Annotated in this window: 16 protein-coding genes; 5 read left to right on the top strand and 11 right to left on the bottom strand. The window is 61.5% G+C overall.

Going from position 1 to position 16,227, the window contains the following annotated elements; genetic code table 11:
* Positions 1–9: 9 nt before the first annotated feature.
* The 4 genes from ACIGEK_RS17215 to ACIGEK_RS17200 are packed head-to-tail and all read right to left on the bottom strand — an operon-like array spanning position 10 to position 3,664.
* Complete coding sequence (locus ACIGEK_RS17215; RefSeq protein ID WP_397494492.1) at positions 10–1,095, bottom strand: ABC transporter permease; 1,086 nt, start codon at positions 1,093–1,095, stop codon at positions 10–12.
* Entirely contained in the window at positions 1,092–2,066 is a 975-nt protein-coding gene (locus ACIGEK_RS17210; RefSeq protein WP_397494491.1) for an ABC transporter ATP-binding protein, read from the bottom strand. Before ACIGEK_RS17210 ends, ACIGEK_RS17215 begins: the two co-directional genes overlap by 4 nt.
* Positions 2,056–3,018: an HlyD family secretion protein gene (locus ACIGEK_RS17205; protein ID WP_397494490.1), complete on the bottom strand. Its 963-nt coding sequence runs from the start codon at positions 3,016–3,018 to the stop codon at positions 2,056–2,058. The genes ACIGEK_RS17210 and ACIGEK_RS17205 overlap by 11 nt, the downstream gene beginning before the upstream one ends.
* Positions 3,008–3,664, bottom strand: a complete 657-nt coding sequence (locus ACIGEK_RS17200; RefSeq protein WP_397494489.1) for a TetR/AcrR family transcriptional regulator — start codon at positions 3,662–3,664, stop codon at positions 3,008–3,010. Before ACIGEK_RS17200 ends, ACIGEK_RS17205 begins: the two co-directional genes overlap by 11 nt.
* A gap of 156 nt (positions 3,665–3,820) precedes the next feature.
* On the opposite strand from ACIGEK_RS17200, the gene ACIGEK_RS17195 reads away from it, so the two are divergent.
* Genes ACIGEK_RS17195 through ACIGEK_RS17185 form a run of 3 tightly spaced genes read left to right on the top strand, consistent with a single transcriptional unit; the run spans position 3,821 to position 6,866 of the window.
* The gene (locus tag ACIGEK_RS17195; RefSeq protein WP_397494488.1) at positions 3,821–5,809 is read left to right on the top strand and encodes an FUSC family protein; all 1,989 of its coding nucleotides are present in this window, start codon (positions 3,821–3,823) and stop codon (positions 5,807–5,809) included.
* Entirely contained in the window at positions 5,796–5,999 is a 204-nt protein-coding gene (locus tag ACIGEK_RS17190) for a DUF1656 domain-containing protein (protein WP_397494487.1), read from the top strand. The genes ACIGEK_RS17195 and ACIGEK_RS17190 overlap by 14 nt, the downstream gene beginning before the upstream one ends.
* 12 nt (positions 6,000–6,011) lie before the next feature.
* Positions 6,012–6,866, top strand: a complete 855-nt coding sequence (locus tag ACIGEK_RS17185) for an efflux RND transporter periplasmic adaptor subunit (protein ID WP_397494486.1) — start codon at positions 6,012–6,014, stop codon at positions 6,864–6,866.
* 11 nt (positions 6,867–6,877) lie between these two features.
* On the opposite strand, the gene ACIGEK_RS17180 is transcribed toward ACIGEK_RS17185, so the two are convergent.
* From ACIGEK_RS17180 to ACIGEK_RS17165, 4 genes are all read right to left on the bottom strand, one after another.
* Entirely contained in the window at positions 6,878–7,378 is a 501-nt protein-coding gene (locus ACIGEK_RS17180; RefSeq protein ID WP_397494485.1) for a DUF1993 family protein, read from the bottom strand.
* A 98-nt stretch (positions 7,379–7,476) separates the two neighbouring features.
* Positions 7,477–7,947, bottom strand: a complete 471-nt coding sequence (locus ACIGEK_RS17175; protein WP_275961166.1) for a MaoC family dehydratase — start codon at positions 7,945–7,947, stop codon at positions 7,477–7,479.
* A complete protein-coding gene (locus ACIGEK_RS17170; protein WP_397494484.1) occupies positions 7,944–8,906 on the bottom strand; it encodes a lysophospholipase in 963 nt (320 codons plus the stop codon). The genes ACIGEK_RS17175 and ACIGEK_RS17170 overlap by 4 nt, the downstream gene beginning before the upstream one ends.
* Positions 8,907–8,978: 72 nt before the next feature.
* Positions 8,979–9,386, bottom strand: coding sequence for a substrate-binding periplasmic protein (locus ACIGEK_RS17165; RefSeq protein WP_397494483.1), 408 nt, complete (start codon positions 9,384–9,386; stop codon positions 8,979–8,981).
* Positions 9,387–9,852: 466 nt separating this feature from the next.
* On the opposite strand from ACIGEK_RS17165, the gene fadD2 reads away from it, so the two are divergent.
* Both fadD2 and fadD1 read left to right on the top strand, forming a co-directional pair.
* Positions 9,853–11,541, top strand: coding sequence for a long-chain-fatty-acid--CoA ligase FadD2 (gene fadD2, locus ACIGEK_RS17160; protein ID WP_397494482.1), 1,689 nt, complete (start codon positions 9,853–9,855; stop codon positions 11,539–11,541).
* Positions 11,542–11,923: 382 nt separating this feature from the next.
* Positions 11,924–13,612 (top strand): long-chain-fatty-acid--CoA ligase FadD1, encoded by a 1,689-nt coding sequence (fadD1, locus tag ACIGEK_RS17155; RefSeq protein WP_397494481.1) that lies wholly within the window; start codon positions 11,924–11,926, stop codon positions 13,610–13,612.
* Positions 13,613–13,804: 192 nt separating this feature from the next.
* Here fadD1 and ACIGEK_RS17150 read toward each other — a convergent pair whose 3' ends face one another.
* Genes ACIGEK_RS17150 through dapE form a run of 3 tightly spaced genes read right to left on the bottom strand, consistent with a single transcriptional unit; the run spans position 13,805 to position 16,136 of the window.
* Positions 13,805–14,176: a hypothetical protein gene (locus ACIGEK_RS17150; protein ID WP_397494640.1), complete on the bottom strand. Its 372-nt coding sequence runs from the start codon at positions 14,174–14,176 to the stop codon at positions 13,805–13,807.
* Positions 14,177–14,178: 2 nt separating this feature from the next.
* Positions 14,179–14,985, bottom strand: coding sequence for a putative RNA methyltransferase (locus ACIGEK_RS17145; RefSeq protein WP_397494480.1), 807 nt, complete (start codon positions 14,983–14,985; stop codon positions 14,179–14,181).
* Complete coding sequence (gene dapE / locus ACIGEK_RS17140; protein ID WP_397494479.1) at positions 14,982–16,136, bottom strand: succinyl-diaminopimelate desuccinylase; 1,155 nt, start codon at positions 16,134–16,136, stop codon at positions 14,982–14,984. The genes ACIGEK_RS17145 and dapE overlap by 4 nt, the downstream gene beginning before the upstream one ends.
* Between the last annotated feature and the right edge of the window lie 91 nt (positions 16,137–16,227).

Here is a 16,227-nt window from a genome sequence, read left to right as displayed (position 1 = left end):
TAAATGACTTCAATCGAGGCGCTTGTGTACCCGAGTAACGGCCAGGCTAAGCGTTAGTAGGGTAAACAGAAGTAGGGCTGCCAATGCTGGCCAGAGTTCGATGAGTCCGGCGCCGCGCAGCATGATGCCGCGTACCAGACGCAGGAAGTGCGTCAACGGCAGTAGTTCCGCCAGCCACTGAGCAGCTTTCGGCATGCCAGCGAAGGGGAACATAAAGCCGGACAGCAAGATCTGCGGCAGAAAGCTGAAGAAGGCCATCTGCATGGCCTGGAACTGGCTACGTGCCAGGGTCGAAACCAGGACGCCAAGGGCCAGGCTGGCGCAGATAAACACCAGAATCGCCAGGTACAGTTCAGCCAGCGAGCCGCGCATCGGCACGTTAAACAGCAGTTTGCCGAGTAGCAGCACCAGGCTGGCCTGAATCAGGCCGATGCCAACGAATGGCAAGACCTTGCCTATGGTCAGCTCCCAGGGCGACATGGGCGTGGTGATCAGCATTTCCATATTGCCGCGTTCGCGCTCGCGTACCAGGGCGATGGCGGTGAACATCACCATGGTCATGGTCAAAATCACCCCAATCAGCCCTGGCACCGTGTTGAACGGGGCGAGGCGCTGCGGGTTGTAAAGGTTTAGTACTTCGACCCCGGCCGGGCTGGCGCTGCTGCGTCCTGGTAAGGGGAATGCCGCCAGCTGGCGCGCCGCGGACTGCACCACCTGGTCGGAACCATCGACCACTAGCTGCAGCGCCGGGCGGTCGGCACGCTCCAGACGGGCTTCGAAGTCCGCCGGGACAACTAGAGCGATGCTGATCTTGCCTTCGCGCAGCAGGTCTTGCAGCTGCTTCTGTGTGCTTAACGAGTAGCGCAGGTTGAGCACCTGGCTGGCCCCCATCTCGGCGATCACTTCACGTGAGCGCGCTGTGTTGGCCTGGTCCAACACGGCGGCGTCGAGGTTGCGTACGTCCATGTTGATGGCATAACCGAACAGCACCAGTTGCAGGGTCGGGATGCCGATGATCATGGCAAACGTTAGGCGGTCGCGGCGTAGCTGGCGCAGCTCCTTGACCACGATGGCACCGAGGCGCCGCAGGTTCATACCGGCTGCTCCTTGGTATGTACCGGGCTGTGGGCGGGCCGCTGGGTGGCGCTGACGAACACATCCTCCAGGTTTGCCGTGGTACTTTCGACCTGGGCGCTGATACCAGCGGCGGCCAGGTGCCGGCGAATCAGCTCGCTTGGCTCGCCACTCGTATCGGCGTCGCGGGTGGTCAGCACGCGCAGCGAGGCACCGATCTGGGTCAGCGCCAATATTCCAGGCAAGCCTTGCAGGGCTTTCTGCGCCTGGCGCGGCTGACTGCATTCAACCAGCAGGGGCTGGCCGGGTAGTGCCGCCATCAGTTCGCTGGGACTGCCGTCGGCGACTAGGCGTCCGGCGTCGAGGATGCCCAGGCGGGTGCAGCGCTCGGCTTCATCCATGTAGTGGGTGGACACCAGTAGGGTCGTGCCGGCATCGGCCAGCTCGAACAGCGATTCCCAGAACTCGCGCCGTGACTGTGGGTCGACGGCGCTGGTCGGTTCGTCCAGGAGCAGCAAGTCCGGCTTATGCAGCACCGCGCCGGCCAGGGCCAGGCGTTGCTTCTGTCCGCCGCTGAGGGTGCCAGCCAGTTGCTGGCGGCGGTCGGCCAGCCAGTAACGCTCAAGCAGTTCCTCAATGCGCTGGCGCGCCTGGCGCCGATTCAGGCCCTGGATGGTGGCGAGAAACTCTAGGTTTTCACCGATAGTCAGGTCTTCATACAGCGAGAATTTCTGCGTCATATAGCCGATACGCCGCTTCAGCGCCTCGGCATCGCGGGGGATCTGGCTGCCGAGCACTTCGATGGTCCCGGCGCTGGGCAGCAGCAGGCCGCAGAGCATGCGGATGGTAGTGGACTTGCCGCAGCCATTGGGCCCGAGAAAACCAAACACCTCGGCGCGGCGCACTGTCAGGTTGAGCTGGTCAACCGCCAGCAGGTCGCCGAAGCGCTTGCTGAGGCCTTCAGCGCGGATCACCACATCATTACTGGGCATGGTCGGGCCGCTCGGCGTGCAGCGGTAAGCCTGCAGGCAGTTGCTGCGCCGCAGCGCCTTCCAGAACCACTTCGGCGCGATAGCTCAGGCGGCTGGCATCATCGCCCACCAGGGCGTAGTAGGGGGTAAAGCTGGCTTCGCTGGCGATGCTGCGGATATGTCCCTGGAATGGTTGGGCGATGCCTTCGACATGCACCAGCAGGCGATCGTCGATGTTCAGCGTGGCGCGCTGCGAGGCCGCGACGTACAGCCGCGCATAAGGTGCCTCACCGCTCAACAGGCTGACCACAGTGGCCCCCATGGGTGGCTGATCACCGGGTTTGAATGGCAGCGAATCGACCCGCCCGGCCCGCGGCGCACGCAGGCTTAAGCGCTCGCGGTTGAGCTGCTGCTGGAGCAGCGCCGCGCGGGCCCCAGTTAGCGTGGCACTGGCTTGTTCGAGTTGTTCTGGGCGGGTGCCAGAGGTCAGCTCCTGCAGTTGTGCGCTTGCCTTGTTGCGATCGGCGCTGGCGCTGTCGCGGCTGGCGCGGGCCAGGTCCAACTCGGCCATGGGCACCATGCGCCTGCGCTGCAGGGCTGCGATGCGTTGAAAGTTGCGCTCGGCTTCGTTCAGTTGCGCCTGGCTGCGTGCCAGTACGGCCTGAGCGGCTTCGATGCTCTCCAGGCGCGCGCCGTTGCTCAGTTCGCGCAGGCGCGCGGCTGATTGCTCGACCTCGGCTTGCGCTTGGGCGACGCGGGCGTCCTGACGGCGCGGGTCGAGTTCGAGGAGCAAAGCACCTGCAGCGACCTGTTCGCCTTCGGTCACGGCCCAGCGCAGAACGGGTTCTGACGCTTCGGCAGGTAAAGCGATACGGTCCCATTCCAGGGTGCCGGGTAGGCTTTCGGGCGTCTGTTGACCGCAGCCGGAACAGAGCACGACTAATAACGTGAGTAATTGACGGTCAAGGCACACGAGGCGTCTCCATTCCGCGCTCAAGCAAGGCGATGGTGTGGCGGGTCAACGCCTCGTCGTCCAGCTCTGGGGCGGTGAACAGGCCGCGCCAAATTGGGGCGGCGGCATAGGGGAATAGAGTCAGGCCGATCAGTGAAACCACCATCAGGCGTGGGTCGAGGTCGGGGTTAAGCGCGCCGCGGCGTTGTGCGCTGGCGAACCGCTCGGCCAGCATCTGCGCCACCAGCGGGCCTACGCGGCCCATCAGCATGTCGCGCAGACCGCCGCCTTCACACAGCACCTCGCGCACCCACAGCGGCGGCAGCCAGGGGTGGTCCTGGACGATGCGGCGCATGCCCTGGATAAAACCGGTGACCAACGCTAGGGGTTCATCGCCAACCTGGCGCAGGTTCTGCGCAAGCCCCATCAGTAGCGGCACCAGGCGTTCCTTGACCACGGCTTCGAGCAGCTTGGGTTTATTGCCGAAGTAATAGTTGACCAGCGCGGGGGTAACCCCAGCCTGTTGAGCGATGGCGCGCAAGCTGGAGGCCTTGATCCCGTCGTGGGCAAAGGCTTGCACGGCGATATCGAGCAGGCGTTCGCGTTGTAAGGGGGAGTCGCCAGTTGGGCGGCCAGGAGTACGGGATTGAGGTTTGGTAGTCGTCATAGATATTAATTAAACATATATTTAATTAATGGGCAAGCGATGGGATAGCGTCCATGATGGGGATGGATTATTGTTAGCAGGCTAATAGTTAGCCTGCTCTCAGGCTCGCCATTGATATTCCGCTACTGTTTAATTGAGCACTCACCGGTAACCGCCATGCGCGCGTCTCTGCTGGCCATTGTTGCGCCTAGCCCCCATGCCGTTCAGTTCGCCATTAAGACCCTGCTGGGCGGTGGTCTGGCGCTTTGGTGCGCCTTGCGCTTCGGTCTGGAACAACCGCAATGGGCGCTGATGACCGCCTTTATCGTCGCCCAGCCGCTGTCCGGCATGGTGGTGCAGAAGGGCTTGGCACGGTTACTTGGCACGCTTATCGGCACAGTCATGGCGGTGCTGCTGATGGGCCTGTTTGCCCAGGCTCCCTGGCTATTTCTCGGTGCCGTGGCGCTGTGGTTGGGTGTGTGTACGGCGGCCTCGACCATGTTGCGCAGTGCATGGGCCTACTCATTTGTCTTGGCGGGTTACACGGTGGCGATCATCGGCCTGCCGGCAATCGACCAGCCGCTGACGGTGTTTGATCAGGCCGTGGCGCGCTGCACAGAAATATCCCTAGGTATCCTCTGCGCCACGCTAGTTAGTGCGCTGCTTTGGCCGCAGCGGGTCGAACGCCAGCTGGCGCAACAAGCTCGGGTTGCTTGGCAGGCGGGGATCAAGGCGGCAAATCAGGCGTTGCGCGGCGAGACGGCGGCCAGGCAGGGATTGTTGGAGGTGCTCGGGCGCATCGTTGCGGTGGATGCGCAACGTGAGCACGCCTGGTTCGAAGGTGATCGCGGCCGTCAGCGGGCGCTGGCGCTGCGCGTACTGAGCCGTGATCTGCTCAGTGTGTTGCGCCTGGCGCGCGGGGTGGAGCGACAATGGCGCCAGCTTGATGCGGATGCCGCCCGTACGTTGCTGCCTTGGCTGGAGACCGTGCGCGAGTGCCTGAAAGGCGAGTTGCCTGACGATTTGTCGGTACTCATCGAGCAACTGCGCGAGGCTGCCCATGAGCCGCAATTGTCGGCCGAGCAGCAGTTCTGCCTGGAACGGCTAGCGCTGCTTTTAGTGCGTGTGCAGATGGCCAGCCAGGCGCTGCGTGCGGTGGAGCGCGGTGAGGCACCGGTCGATGCACCGTCTGCACTGTCCTGGCACCGCGACTGGCAGACGGCTGTGGTCTACGGTGCGCGCAGTGCACTGACTTTTCTCGCGCTGTCGGCATTCTGGCTGGCCACGGGCTGGACCGCTGCCAGCGGCGCCTTGCTGCTCGCGAGTGTGGTTTGCAGCCTGTTCGCTAGCCGCGAAAATGCGGCGCAGATCGGCATGATGTTTTTGCGCGGGATATTCGTTGCCTTGCCCGTGGGATTCTTCGTCGGCCAGATCGTGCTGCCGCAACTCAGCAGTTTTGCCATGCTTTGCCTGGCGCTCGGCGTGCCGCTGTTCTTCGCCGCGCTGGGCATGGCCAGTCCGGCACTGGGGGCGACGGCGACGTCCTTCAGCCTGCATTTCATCGTGCTCTGTGCGCCGCAGAACAGCATGCGCTATGACGCCGCTTTCTTCTTCAATGAGGCGCAGGCCATGCTGATCGGTGTCGGCTGTGCGGTGATGGCCTTTCATCTGATCGGTCTGCGCGATCCTGTGTGGCACGGGCGGCGCTTACTTAAGGCGACCCTTGGCGACCTCGCACGCCTTACCCGGCGGAGTCTTTCCGGTGCCGAGAACTGGTTTGGCGGACGCATCGCCGACCGTTTGCTGCTATTGGCGCGTCATTACCCAGCGCTGCCGAGTCCGGCGCGTAGCCGCTGGGACGACGGTATCGCCAGCCTAGATCTGGGCGACGAACTACTGCACCTGCGTGCTTGCTTGGCCGCCGCTGACTCACCACTGGGCGCGGCTGAGGAGCGGTTTTTACGCCGTTTCGAGCAGCTCCTGCTGCTGGGGCCCGCGCCTGAACAGGCTGACGCCTTGGACTCGGCTGTCGCGCAGCTATTGCAGGCGCTGCGCGAGTCGGCGCAAAGCATTGATCGGCGGCTGGCGCAGGCGGCGCTGCTGCAACTGCAAAACGGCTGGCGGTACTGGTGCCTGCAGCAGGGAGATGATTATGGCATTGCGTGAATGGTCGCTGGGCGGGGTTCTGCTCAGTCCGATGTTGATCTATGGATTGTTGGCGCTGTGCCTGACGGGCTTGCTGCGCCTGGGTTTGCAGCGAGCCGGGCTATCTCGCTGGATATGGCACGAAGCGCTGTTCGACTGTGCCTTGTTTGTTTGCGTCCTGGCCGCTGTTGTGGCGCTGCTGGGACATTGAGGAGGGAACTCTATGCGTTCGACCATTCGCGTCGGCGTCACCCTGGCCATGGTTGTGCTGGCGTTGCTGGCCGGTTCCTGGTTATGGCGCCATTACCTGTATTCGCCCTGGACCCGTGATGCGCGGATTCGCGCCGACGTGGTGACCATTGCCCCGGATGTTTCGGGTGCAGTGGTGGCCCTGGCGGTAAAGGACAATCAGCAGGTCAAGCGTGGTGATCTGCTCGTGAGCATTGATCCAGAGCGCTTTGAGGCGGCTTTGCAGCAAGCCAGGGCCGTGACCGAGACTCGCCAGCAGGAGTTGCGTTTGCGCGAGCATGAGGCTTCGCGCCGGGCCCGTCTCGGGCCGCAGGCGATCAGTGCGGAAAGCCGCGAGAACGCACAGATCACTGCGCAGATTGCTCGTGGTCAGTACCGCGAGGCCCAGGCAATGGAGCGTCTGGCTGAGCTCAATCTGGCGCGCAGCGAGTTGCGTGCACCGCGTGCTGGGCAGATCACCAACCTGCGCCTGGCTCAGGGCAACTACGTCAGTGCCGGGCAACCCGTGATGGCTCTGGTGGATGACGCATCCTTCTACGTGCAGGCCTACTTCGAGGAAACCAAGCTGCCGCAGATTCGCATCGGTGCGCCGGTCGAGGTCTGGTTGATGAGCGCGGGTGAGCCGCTGGAGGGGGAGGTGGAGAGCATCAGTCGCGGTATCACCGACCGCAACGCCAGCCCAGACGGCCAGTTGTTGGCCAATGTCGAGCCGACCTTCAACTGGGTGCGCCTGGCACAGCGCATCCCGGTGCGGATCAAGCTTCGGGATGTGCCACCGGGGTTGTTACTTAGTGCGGGAATGACTGCCAGCGTGCGCGTGGCCGACTAGCGGTCGTCGGCTTAGCGGGTGCCGAGGAAGTCACGCTTGCCAATGGCCACGCCGTTGTGGCGCAGGATGGCGTAGGCGGTCGTGTAGTGGAAATAGAAGTTCGGCATGACGTGGTCAAGCAGGAAAGCCTGGCCCTGGAAGTGGGTTTCCTTGTCGCGGCGCTTGAGGGTTACGGTGCGTGCCTCGCTGCCGTCGATCTGCGCAGCATTTAGGCTGGCGAGAAAGCTCAAGGTCTTGGCGATACGTGCTTGCAGTTCGGCAAAGCTGGTTTCGTCGTCGGCGTGGCTCGGTGCTTCCACCTCCGCGAGCAGTGCCGCGCCGGCCTTGGCGCCATCACAGGCGATCTGCACCTGACGGCTCAGCGGGAACATATCGGGAGCCAGGCGCGCGTTGAGAAATACGCTCTGCTCGATCTTCTTCTCTTCGGCGTAGGCGGCGGCGATGCCGAGGATGGTCGACAGGTTGTTGAGCTGACGGGTGAAGACTGGGATGGATGTTTGGTACATGGACATGAATATCTCCAGCAGCGCCGAAACGGATTGCCCGGACGCGATTAGGTAGAAGGGCAGTGCACCGCCGCAGTCGGCAGCGGTGACTTGAAGGCGCAAGCTTAGCCGATGGTGATCGGCGGCAGCTTGGTCAGCTCGACGGTCTGCGCTTTGCGCGGGGCGAGGATTTCTGCTTCGCCATCGACCACCAGTTCATCGTTCTGGTTGAACACGCGAGTGGCCACGCGTACGCGGAATTTCGGCAGCTTTTCGAGAATTTCCAGGCGCACAGTCAGGGTGTCGCCGAGTTTTACCGGTGCGGTAAAGCGCATGCTCTGGCCGATGTAGATGGTGCCTGGGCCAGGCAGTTCGCAGGCCACGGCGGCGCTGATCAATGCGCCACTGAACATACCGTGGGCGATACGCTCCTTGAACATGGTGGTGGCGGCGTATTCGGCATCCAGGTGCACCGGGTTGTGGTCGCCGGACACCTCGGCAAACAGCTGGATATCGCGTTCGCTGACGGTTTTGCTGTAGCTGGCGGTCTGGCCTACTTCAAGAACGTCGTAGGGCGTGTTGCTGCTTTGGCTCATGGATGACTCTCTTGGCTCTGGAGGTGGCGCTGGCGCGGTTGGCTAAGGGCTTGTTGCAACCAGTCGATGATGTAGGCGGTCACTTCGTCGCGGTTGCTTTCGTTGAGCAGCTCATGACGGGCGTCCGGGTAGATTTTTACCTGCACATGCGGGTTGCCGGCAGCTTGCAGGGCATTGCCCAGGTCTTGCTGACGATGGCCGTCACTGACCGGGTCACAGGCGCCGCCAATCACCAGCAATGGCAGGCTGCTGTCGACCTGCGCCAGGCTGTGCAGTGGGGTGATCTGTTGCAGGCCGCCGAGCAGGTCGACCCACAACTGGTTGCTGCAGCGGAAGCCGCACAGCGGGTCATTGATGTACTTATCGACTTCCTGTGGGTCGCGGCTCAGCCAGTCGAAGGCAGTGCGATTGGGCTTGAAGGTCTTGTTGAACGAACCGAACGAAGCAAATTCGAGCAGGGCGCTACGCCCCTGCGGGCCTTGTCGCCAGCGCTCGAAGCGCGCCAGCAGCTGGCCGACGCGGTACAGCGCCACAGGCTGGTAGTTGGAGCCAGAAAGAATCGCCCCCTGCAGGCTGCAGCTGCGTTGCATCAGGTAGGCCTGAGCGATGTAGCTGCCCATGCTGTGACCGAGCAAAAAGATTGGGGTTTGCGGGTGAGTCTGGCGCATATGGTGGTTGAGGTTGGCCAGGTCGTTGACCACCAGTTCCCAACCTTTGCTGTCGGCGTAGTGGCCGAGCAGGCCGTGTTCAGCCGTCTTGCCATGCCCGCGCTGGTCATGTGCATATAGCTCAAAGCCCTGCGCCACCAGCGCTTCAGCCAGGCGGGCATAGCGTCCGCTGTGTTCGGCCATGCCGTGAGCGACCATCAGCAACGCTTTCGGCGGCTGTTCGGCGTACCAGCGGTTGACAAAGAGGGGCGCTGCATCGGTGCTATTGAGCCAGAACGCTTGGTGGAGCATGGCGAATCCCTTAAGCCTGCAGAAGCTGCGCATTGTGCACCCCGCGCGGCGCGGCGCAAAGTCCGCGCGAATTTAAGGGTTATGGCTGCGCAGTATCCGCATATATTCGCCGCTGCTGTGCAGATCACGCAGGCCCTGCTCAAACACTGCGCTCCAGTCCGGCTCGCCGGCTTTGGCCGGGACAAAGCCGACCAGCAGCGGAATGCGTTCCAGCACATTGCCGTGCCAGCTGAGCTTGCCGCGTAGCTGCTCATCGTTGGCGATCAGGTGGTTACCGACGATGCGCTCAAGCAGGACCATGTCGAAGCGCCGAGCATTGAGTTTGCGCAGGTTGCTGGTGTCGTCCACGGCGTATTCGAGTATCAGCCCTGCGTCGAGAAGGTGCTGGGGGTAGCCATAACCGCGCAGGATGCCCAGCGTTTTGCCGCGCAGCTCCTGTAGTTGGCTGAACTGCAGCGGGTAGTCGTTGCGGATAAACAACCCCAGCTCGCTGTAGAACAGCGGGCGTGAGGGCTGTAGGCCTTCCTCATTGATCTCCTTGGGCCACAGCGCCAGCGCGCCCAGGGTAGAAAGTCGATCTGCACCGGATAGCCGCGTACGGCAAAGGCACGGCGGGTCAGGGCGACAATGCTGCCGCCATCCGGCAGGTGTTCAGAGCTGTAGGGCGGGTATTCCAGGGTAGCCATGCGCAGCTGTGGTTCGGCCTGCGCCAATTGCGCGAAGAGAAATAGCAGTGTCGCAGCGAATAGAACGATAGGCATGGTATGCCGCAAGTGCAGGGTGCAGATTGGTTATAGGTGGCGCAGCTGGATAGTTCCACACAGAGCGGCAAGATTCAGTGCGTCAATGAAGCTGCCCGGCTATTTGCCTGTTTGGCGTTAGCTGTTAACTTCCAGCCAACTCCGCAGCGCGGATCAGACCATCTCAGGGCAAGAGGATAAAAATAATGCAGCCTGATTTCTGGAGCGACAAACGCCCGGCCGGCGTCCCCAATGACATCGACCTGGGTGCTTACAAGTCGGTGATCGAGGTGTTCGAGCGCTCGTGCAAGAAGTTCGCTGACCGGCCCGCTTTCAGCAACCTGGGCGTAACCCTGACCTATGCCGAGCTTGATCGGCTCTCGGCGGCCTTTGCCGCTTACCTGCAAAAGCACACAGGCCTGCAACCAGGTGACCGCATCGCCGTGCAGATGCCCAACGTGCTGCAGTACCCGATTGCCGTGTTTGGTGCCATGCGCGCCGGGCTGATTGTGGTCAACACCAACCCGTTGTACACCGCCCGCGAGATGCGTCACCAGTTCAAGGATGCCGGCGTACGCGCGCTGGTGTACCTGAACATGTTCGGCAAGCTGGTGCAGGACGTGCTGCCGGATACCGAGATCGACTACCTGATCGAAGCCAAGATGGGCGACCTGCTGCCAAGCCTCAAGGGCTGGCTGGTCAACACCGTGGTGAAGAAGGTCAAGAAGATGGTGCCCGACTACCACCTGCCGCAGGCGGTGTCGTTCAAGGATGTGCTCAAGCAGGGTCATGGCAACGCGCTGAAACCGGTCAAGGTCGGCCAGGAAGACATCGCAGTGCTGCAATACACCGGCGGCACTACGGGCGTGGCCAAGGGCGCGATGCTCACCCACGGCAACCTGGTGGCCAATATGCTGCAGGTGGATGCCTGCCTGTCGCAGCTGGGCAACGATGGCACCCCGCTGATGAAGCAGGGCCAGGAAATCATGATTGCGCCGCTGCCGCTCTACCATATCTATGCGTTTACCGCGAACTGCATGTGCATGATGGTCAATGGCAACCACAACGTGCTGATCACCAACCCGCGTGATATCCCCGGTTTCGTCAAGGAGCTGGGCAAGTGGCAGTTCTCCGCATTGCTCGGGCTCAACACGTTGTTCGTTGCGCTGATGGATAACCCCGAGTTCAAGAACTTGGACTTCTCTCATTTCAAGCTGACTAACTCAGGCGGTACAGCACTGGTCAAAGCCACTGCTGAGCGTTGGCAGGCGATGACCGGCTGCCCCGTGACCGAAGGCTATGGCCTGACCGAAACCTCACCGGTGGCCAGTACCAATCCCTATGGCGACCAGGCGCGTCTGGGCACGGTAGGCATTCCGGTGCCGGGCACAGCGTTCAAGGTCATTGATGATGATGGCGTTGAGCAAGCGCTGGGCGAGCGCGGCGAGCTGTGCATCAAGGGCCCACAAGTGATGAAGGGCTACTGGAACCGCGAAGAAGCCACCGCCGAGGTGCTAGACGCCGAGGGCTGGTTCAAGAGTGGTGACGTGGCGGTGATCGACCCAGATGGTTTCGTGCGTATTGTCGACCGCAAAAAGGACATGATCATCGTCTCCGGTTTCAACGTGTACCCCAACGAGATCGAAGATGTGGTCATGGCCCACCCGAAAGTCGCCAGCTGCGCGGCCATCGGCGTGCCAGACGAGAAGTCCGGGGAAGTGGTCAAGCTGTTCGTCGTGGCCCGCGACAGCAGCCTCAGCGCCGATGAGCTGAAGGCCTACTGCAAGGAAAACTTCACCGGCTACAAGGTGCCCAAGCAGATTGTCTTCCGTGATTCGCTGCCAATGACCCCCGTCGGCAAGATCCTGCGTCGCGAGCTGCGCGATATCGCCTGATCGATTGAAGACCGTGACTGTTTCAGCGCATGCCGCAGACCAACTGCGGCTGCGCTGAAGTCTCTGCAAGCCCTACGCAACGCCTATAGCCCGCTACTTTCAGCGAAATCACGAAGGTGACCAGATTGTTAGCGCGGGTCACTTTTGTGACTGCTGCGGCGCTTATTGGTGCTAGTCGCTGTTTGGCAAAGCTGCTACTCTCGGGCGGCTTTTTTGTGATCCGCCATCCATAGTGACCATCCTTTCAGGCCGTCGCTGTGCGACGTCAAAAATTGCTCCCGGCAATTTTTTTGCCGTTCAAGTCGCAGAAAACACGCAAATCTACAATAAACAACCGTCTACGCGCGGTGAAGATCAAGCTGTTGCTGAGGAGTGGGCTTCCATGACCGAAAACTTTTGGAAGGATAAGTATCCCGTTGGGATTGCTGCCGAAATCAATCCTGACCAGTACCCGAACATCCAGGCGGTACTGAAAGAGTCCTGCCAACGTTTCGCCGACAAGCCAGCTTTCAGCAACATGGGTAAAACCATTACCTACGGTGAGCTGTACGAGTTGTCCGGCAACTTTGCCGCCTACCTACAGCAAAACACTGATCTGCAGCCCGGCGACCGCATCGCCGTGCAACTGCCTAACGTGCTGCAGTATCCAGTAGTGGTCTTTGGTGCCCTGCGTGCCGGCTTGGTGGTGGTCAACACCAACCCGCTGTACACCGCCCGCGAACTGGAACACCAATTCAATGACTCCGGTGCCAAGGCCCTGGTCAGCCTGGCCAACATGGCTCATTTGGTTGAGCAAGTACTGCCGAAAACCGCAATCAAGACGGTCATCATCACTGAAGTCGGTGACATGCTGTCGCCACTCAAGCGCCTGCTGGTTAACAGCGTGGTTAAGCACGTGAAGAAAATGGTGCCGGCCTATAGCCTGCCGAACGCCGTCAAGTTCACTGCCGCCATGGCCAAGGGCCGCGATCAGGCGTCCAAGGACGCCGCGCCGAACAATGGCGATATCGCCGTGCTGCAATACACCGGTGGCACCACCGGCGTGGCCAAGGGCGCGATGCTGACCCATCGCAACCTGATCGCCAACATGCTGCAGGTCAAAGCGCTGATGGGCGCGGAAATGAGCGAAGGCAGTGAAGTGCTGATCGCGCCGTTGCCGCTGTATCACATCTACGCATTCACCTTCCATTGCATGGCGATGATGCTGATTGGTGGGCACAACGTGCTGATCACCAACCCGCGTGATCTGCCAGCCATGACCAAGGACCTGGCCAAGTACAAGTTCACCGGTTTTGTCGGTCTTAACACCTTGTTCGTTGCCCTGTGCAACAACGAGGACTTCCGCAAGCTGGACTTCTCCACCCTGAAGGCCACCTTCTCCGGTGGTATGGCTCTGCAGCTGGCGACCGCCGAGCGCTGGAAGCAGGTCACGGGTTGTTCGATCTGCGAAGGCTTCGGTATGACCGAAACCAGCCCTGTGGCCTCGGTTAACCCGTTCAGCAATATCCAGATCGGTACCATTGGCATCCCGGTTCCCTCGACAGTGTGCAAGGTGATCGACGATGAAGGTGTCGAGCAGCCGCTGGGGTCGATTGGTGAGCTGTGTGTGAAAGGTCCGCAGGTGATGAAGGGCTACTGGCAGCGCCAGGAGGCCACCGACGAAATCCTCGACGCCGAAGGCTGGTTGAAGACCGGTGATATTGCGGTGATCCAGGAAGACGGTTACATGCGCATCGTCGACCGCAAGAAAGACATGATTCTGGTGTCCGGCTTCAACGTCTATCCGAACGAGCTGGAAGACGTGCTGGCCACGCTGCCAGGCGTGCTGCAATGCGCCGCGATTGGTGTGCCGGATGAGAAGTCGGGCGAGGCGATCAAGATATTCGTGGTGGTCAAGCCGGGTGAAACCCTGAGCAAAGAGCAGGTCATGGAGCACATGCGTGCCAACGTCACCGGTTACAAGGTGCCGAAAGCTGTCGAGTTCCGCGATGTGCTGCCGACTACCAACGTAGGCAAGATCTTGCGCCGCGAGCTGCGTGATGAAGAGTTGAAGAAACTGGGCAAGAAGTAAACGTCCGGTTAAACAAAACCCCGCCTAGGCGGGGTTTTTTATGCTCGTCTATAAACCGGTCGTTGAAAACGTAGCGAGCGATGGCTAGGCAAGGCGGAAGTAGCCGAAAAAGCGGAGTGTACGTCTGTACATGAGCATTTTGAGGCTGCTTCCAGCGCTGAATAGCCGAGTACAGTAGTTTTCGGCGGTCGGTTAAGCGGTGCGCCAGGTAATTTCCTCAACGCCATCGGCGCTGATGCGCATCCAGCGGTCGGCTTGCTCGTCACTTTCTTCTTCCTGCCAGCCGCCCGGTGCGCAGCGTACTTCGACATTCAGCGCAGCGAAGGCGGCCTGAGCACAAGCCAGGTCATCGGCCCATGGGGTGGCGTCGCTTTCCAGGAACAGGCTGTGCCATTTGCCGACTGCCTTGGGCAGCCAGGTGATGGGTACGTTGCCGGCCATGCATTTGTAGGTCTGGCCTTTCTGCTGCCAGGGCGTGCAGCTGCCCAGTGCGCTGCTCAGCCACTCACCGATAGCGTTGTGGTCGGCGTCTTTCAGGTAAATCTCGATATCCGGTTGGCGCATGGTCATAGCTTCTCGATCCAGTCGTAGCGGATGGCAACGGTCACTTCACACGGTTCGGCAATGACTGCCGCACGGCGTTCGGCACTGGCGCGCCAGCCGTGTGGGGTCATAGCCAGCAGGTCGGCGCGGGCTTCACTGCTATCCAATTGCAGGTTGAACGTCAGGGTTTCGCTGTGGGCCAGGCGCATGCCTTCGGGGATCAGCTCCAGGTGTTTCTGATCATCGTAGTCACGCACTTCGTCATACAGCTTCTGTCGTAGCTGCATCAGGTGTTCGCGGGTCGGGCCCATGCGCAGCAGGCCACCGCCGGGGGTGAGCAGGCGTTTGGCTTCCTGCCAGTCTAGCGGGCTGAAAACACTGGCGAGCAGCTGGCAGCTGGCATCACTCAGCGGTACGCGGGCCATGCTCGCCACCAGGCAGGTCAGCTGGGGCGAACGTTTGCAGGCGCGCTTGACCGCCTCGCGGGAGATGTCCAGGGCGTAGCCGTCGGCTTGCGGTAGGGCATCTGCAAGCTGCGTGGTGTAGTAGCCCTCGCCGCAACCGATATCCAGCCAGCGGCTCGGGTTATAGCTCGCTGCTAGCTCTGCCAGGCGCTTGGCCAATGGTGCGTAATGGCCGCCGTCGAGGAAGCGCCGGCGTGCTTCGACCATGGCGGCATTGTCGCCAGGGTCGCGGCTGTTTTTATGCTGCACTGGCAACAGGTTCAGGTAGCCCTGGCGTGCACGGTCGAAACGATGGTTGGCCGGGCAGGCCACGCCATTTTCAACCAGGCTCAGTGCACCTTGGCAGATAGGGCAGGTCAGGCTCATGCGAGCAGGTTCACCAGGGTTTGATAATAGATTTCGGTGAGCACATCCAGATCACTGGCCAGTACGCGCTCGTCGACCTGGTGAATCGTGGCGTTGACCGGGCCGAGCTCGACCACCTGGGTGCCGAGGGTGGCAATAAACCGACCATCGGAGGTGCCGCCGCTGGTCGATGGCTTGGTGTCACGGCCGGTTACTGCTTTGATGCTGGCGGCAACGCCGTCAAGCAGGGCGCCGGGTTCGGTGAGAAATGGCATGCCCGACAACGCCCAGTCCAGGTGATAGTCCAGGCCGTGTTTGTCGAGAATCGCTACAACCCGCTGCTGCAAGCCTTCCACTGTGGATTCGGTGGAGAAGCGAAAGTTGAAGATCGCCGTCAGTTCACCAGGGATCACGTTGGTCGCCCCGGTGCCAGCATTCAGATTGGATACCTGGAAGCTGGTCGGCGGGAAGAACGCATTGCCTTCGTCCCAGTGTTCGGCAGCCAGTTCGGCCAGCGCGGGTGCAGCCAGGTGAATCGGGTTACGGGCCAGGTGCGGGTAGGCCACGTGGCCTTGCTTGCCGCGCACAGTGAGGGTGCAACCGAGCGAGCCACGGCGGCCGTTTTTCACCACGTCACCAACCAGGGTGGTACTCGACGGCTCGCCAACGATGCACCAGTCCAGGCGTTCATTACGTGCGCGCAGGCGTTCAACCACGGCCTTGGTGCCGTTGTGCGCCGGGCCTTCTTCGTCGCTGGTGATCAGAAAGGCGATACGGCCCTTATGGTCCGGGTATTCGGCGACAAAGCGTTCAACGGCGATGATCATCGACGCCAGGCTGCCTTTCATGTCCGCCGCGCCACGGCCACAGAGCATGCCGTCTTCGTCGATCAGGGCATTGAATGGCTGATGCTGCCACTTCTGTACCGGGCCGGTTGGCACCACATCGGTGTGTCCGGCAAAGCACAGTACGGGGCCCTCTTGGCTACCGTGGCTGGCCCAGAAGTTGTCCACTTCCTCGATCCGCATCGGCTCGATAGTGAAACCGCAGGCGGCAAGGCGGCGCGTCATCTGTTCCTGGCAGCCTTCATCGAGCGGCGTAACGGACGGGCGACGAATCAGCTCGCAGGCAAGCTCCAGCGTCGGAGAGAGGGGCGTGGCGTTGGCGGTCATTGCGGCTCCAAGGCGGCATCAAGCGGAAAGGCCGCCATCTTAAAGCAAAACGGCGGCCATTGGCCGCCGTCTGGCATTCAAGCCCGCCTCT

Source organism: Pseudomonas sp. NPDC079086 (assembly GCF_044542155.1).
GTDB lineage: Bacteria > Pseudomonadota > Gammaproteobacteria > Pseudomonadales > Pseudomonadaceae > Aquipseudomonas.
The sequence above is the reverse complement of the archived record's forward strand: the minus strand, read 5'-3'. Positions and strand labels throughout refer to the sequence as shown.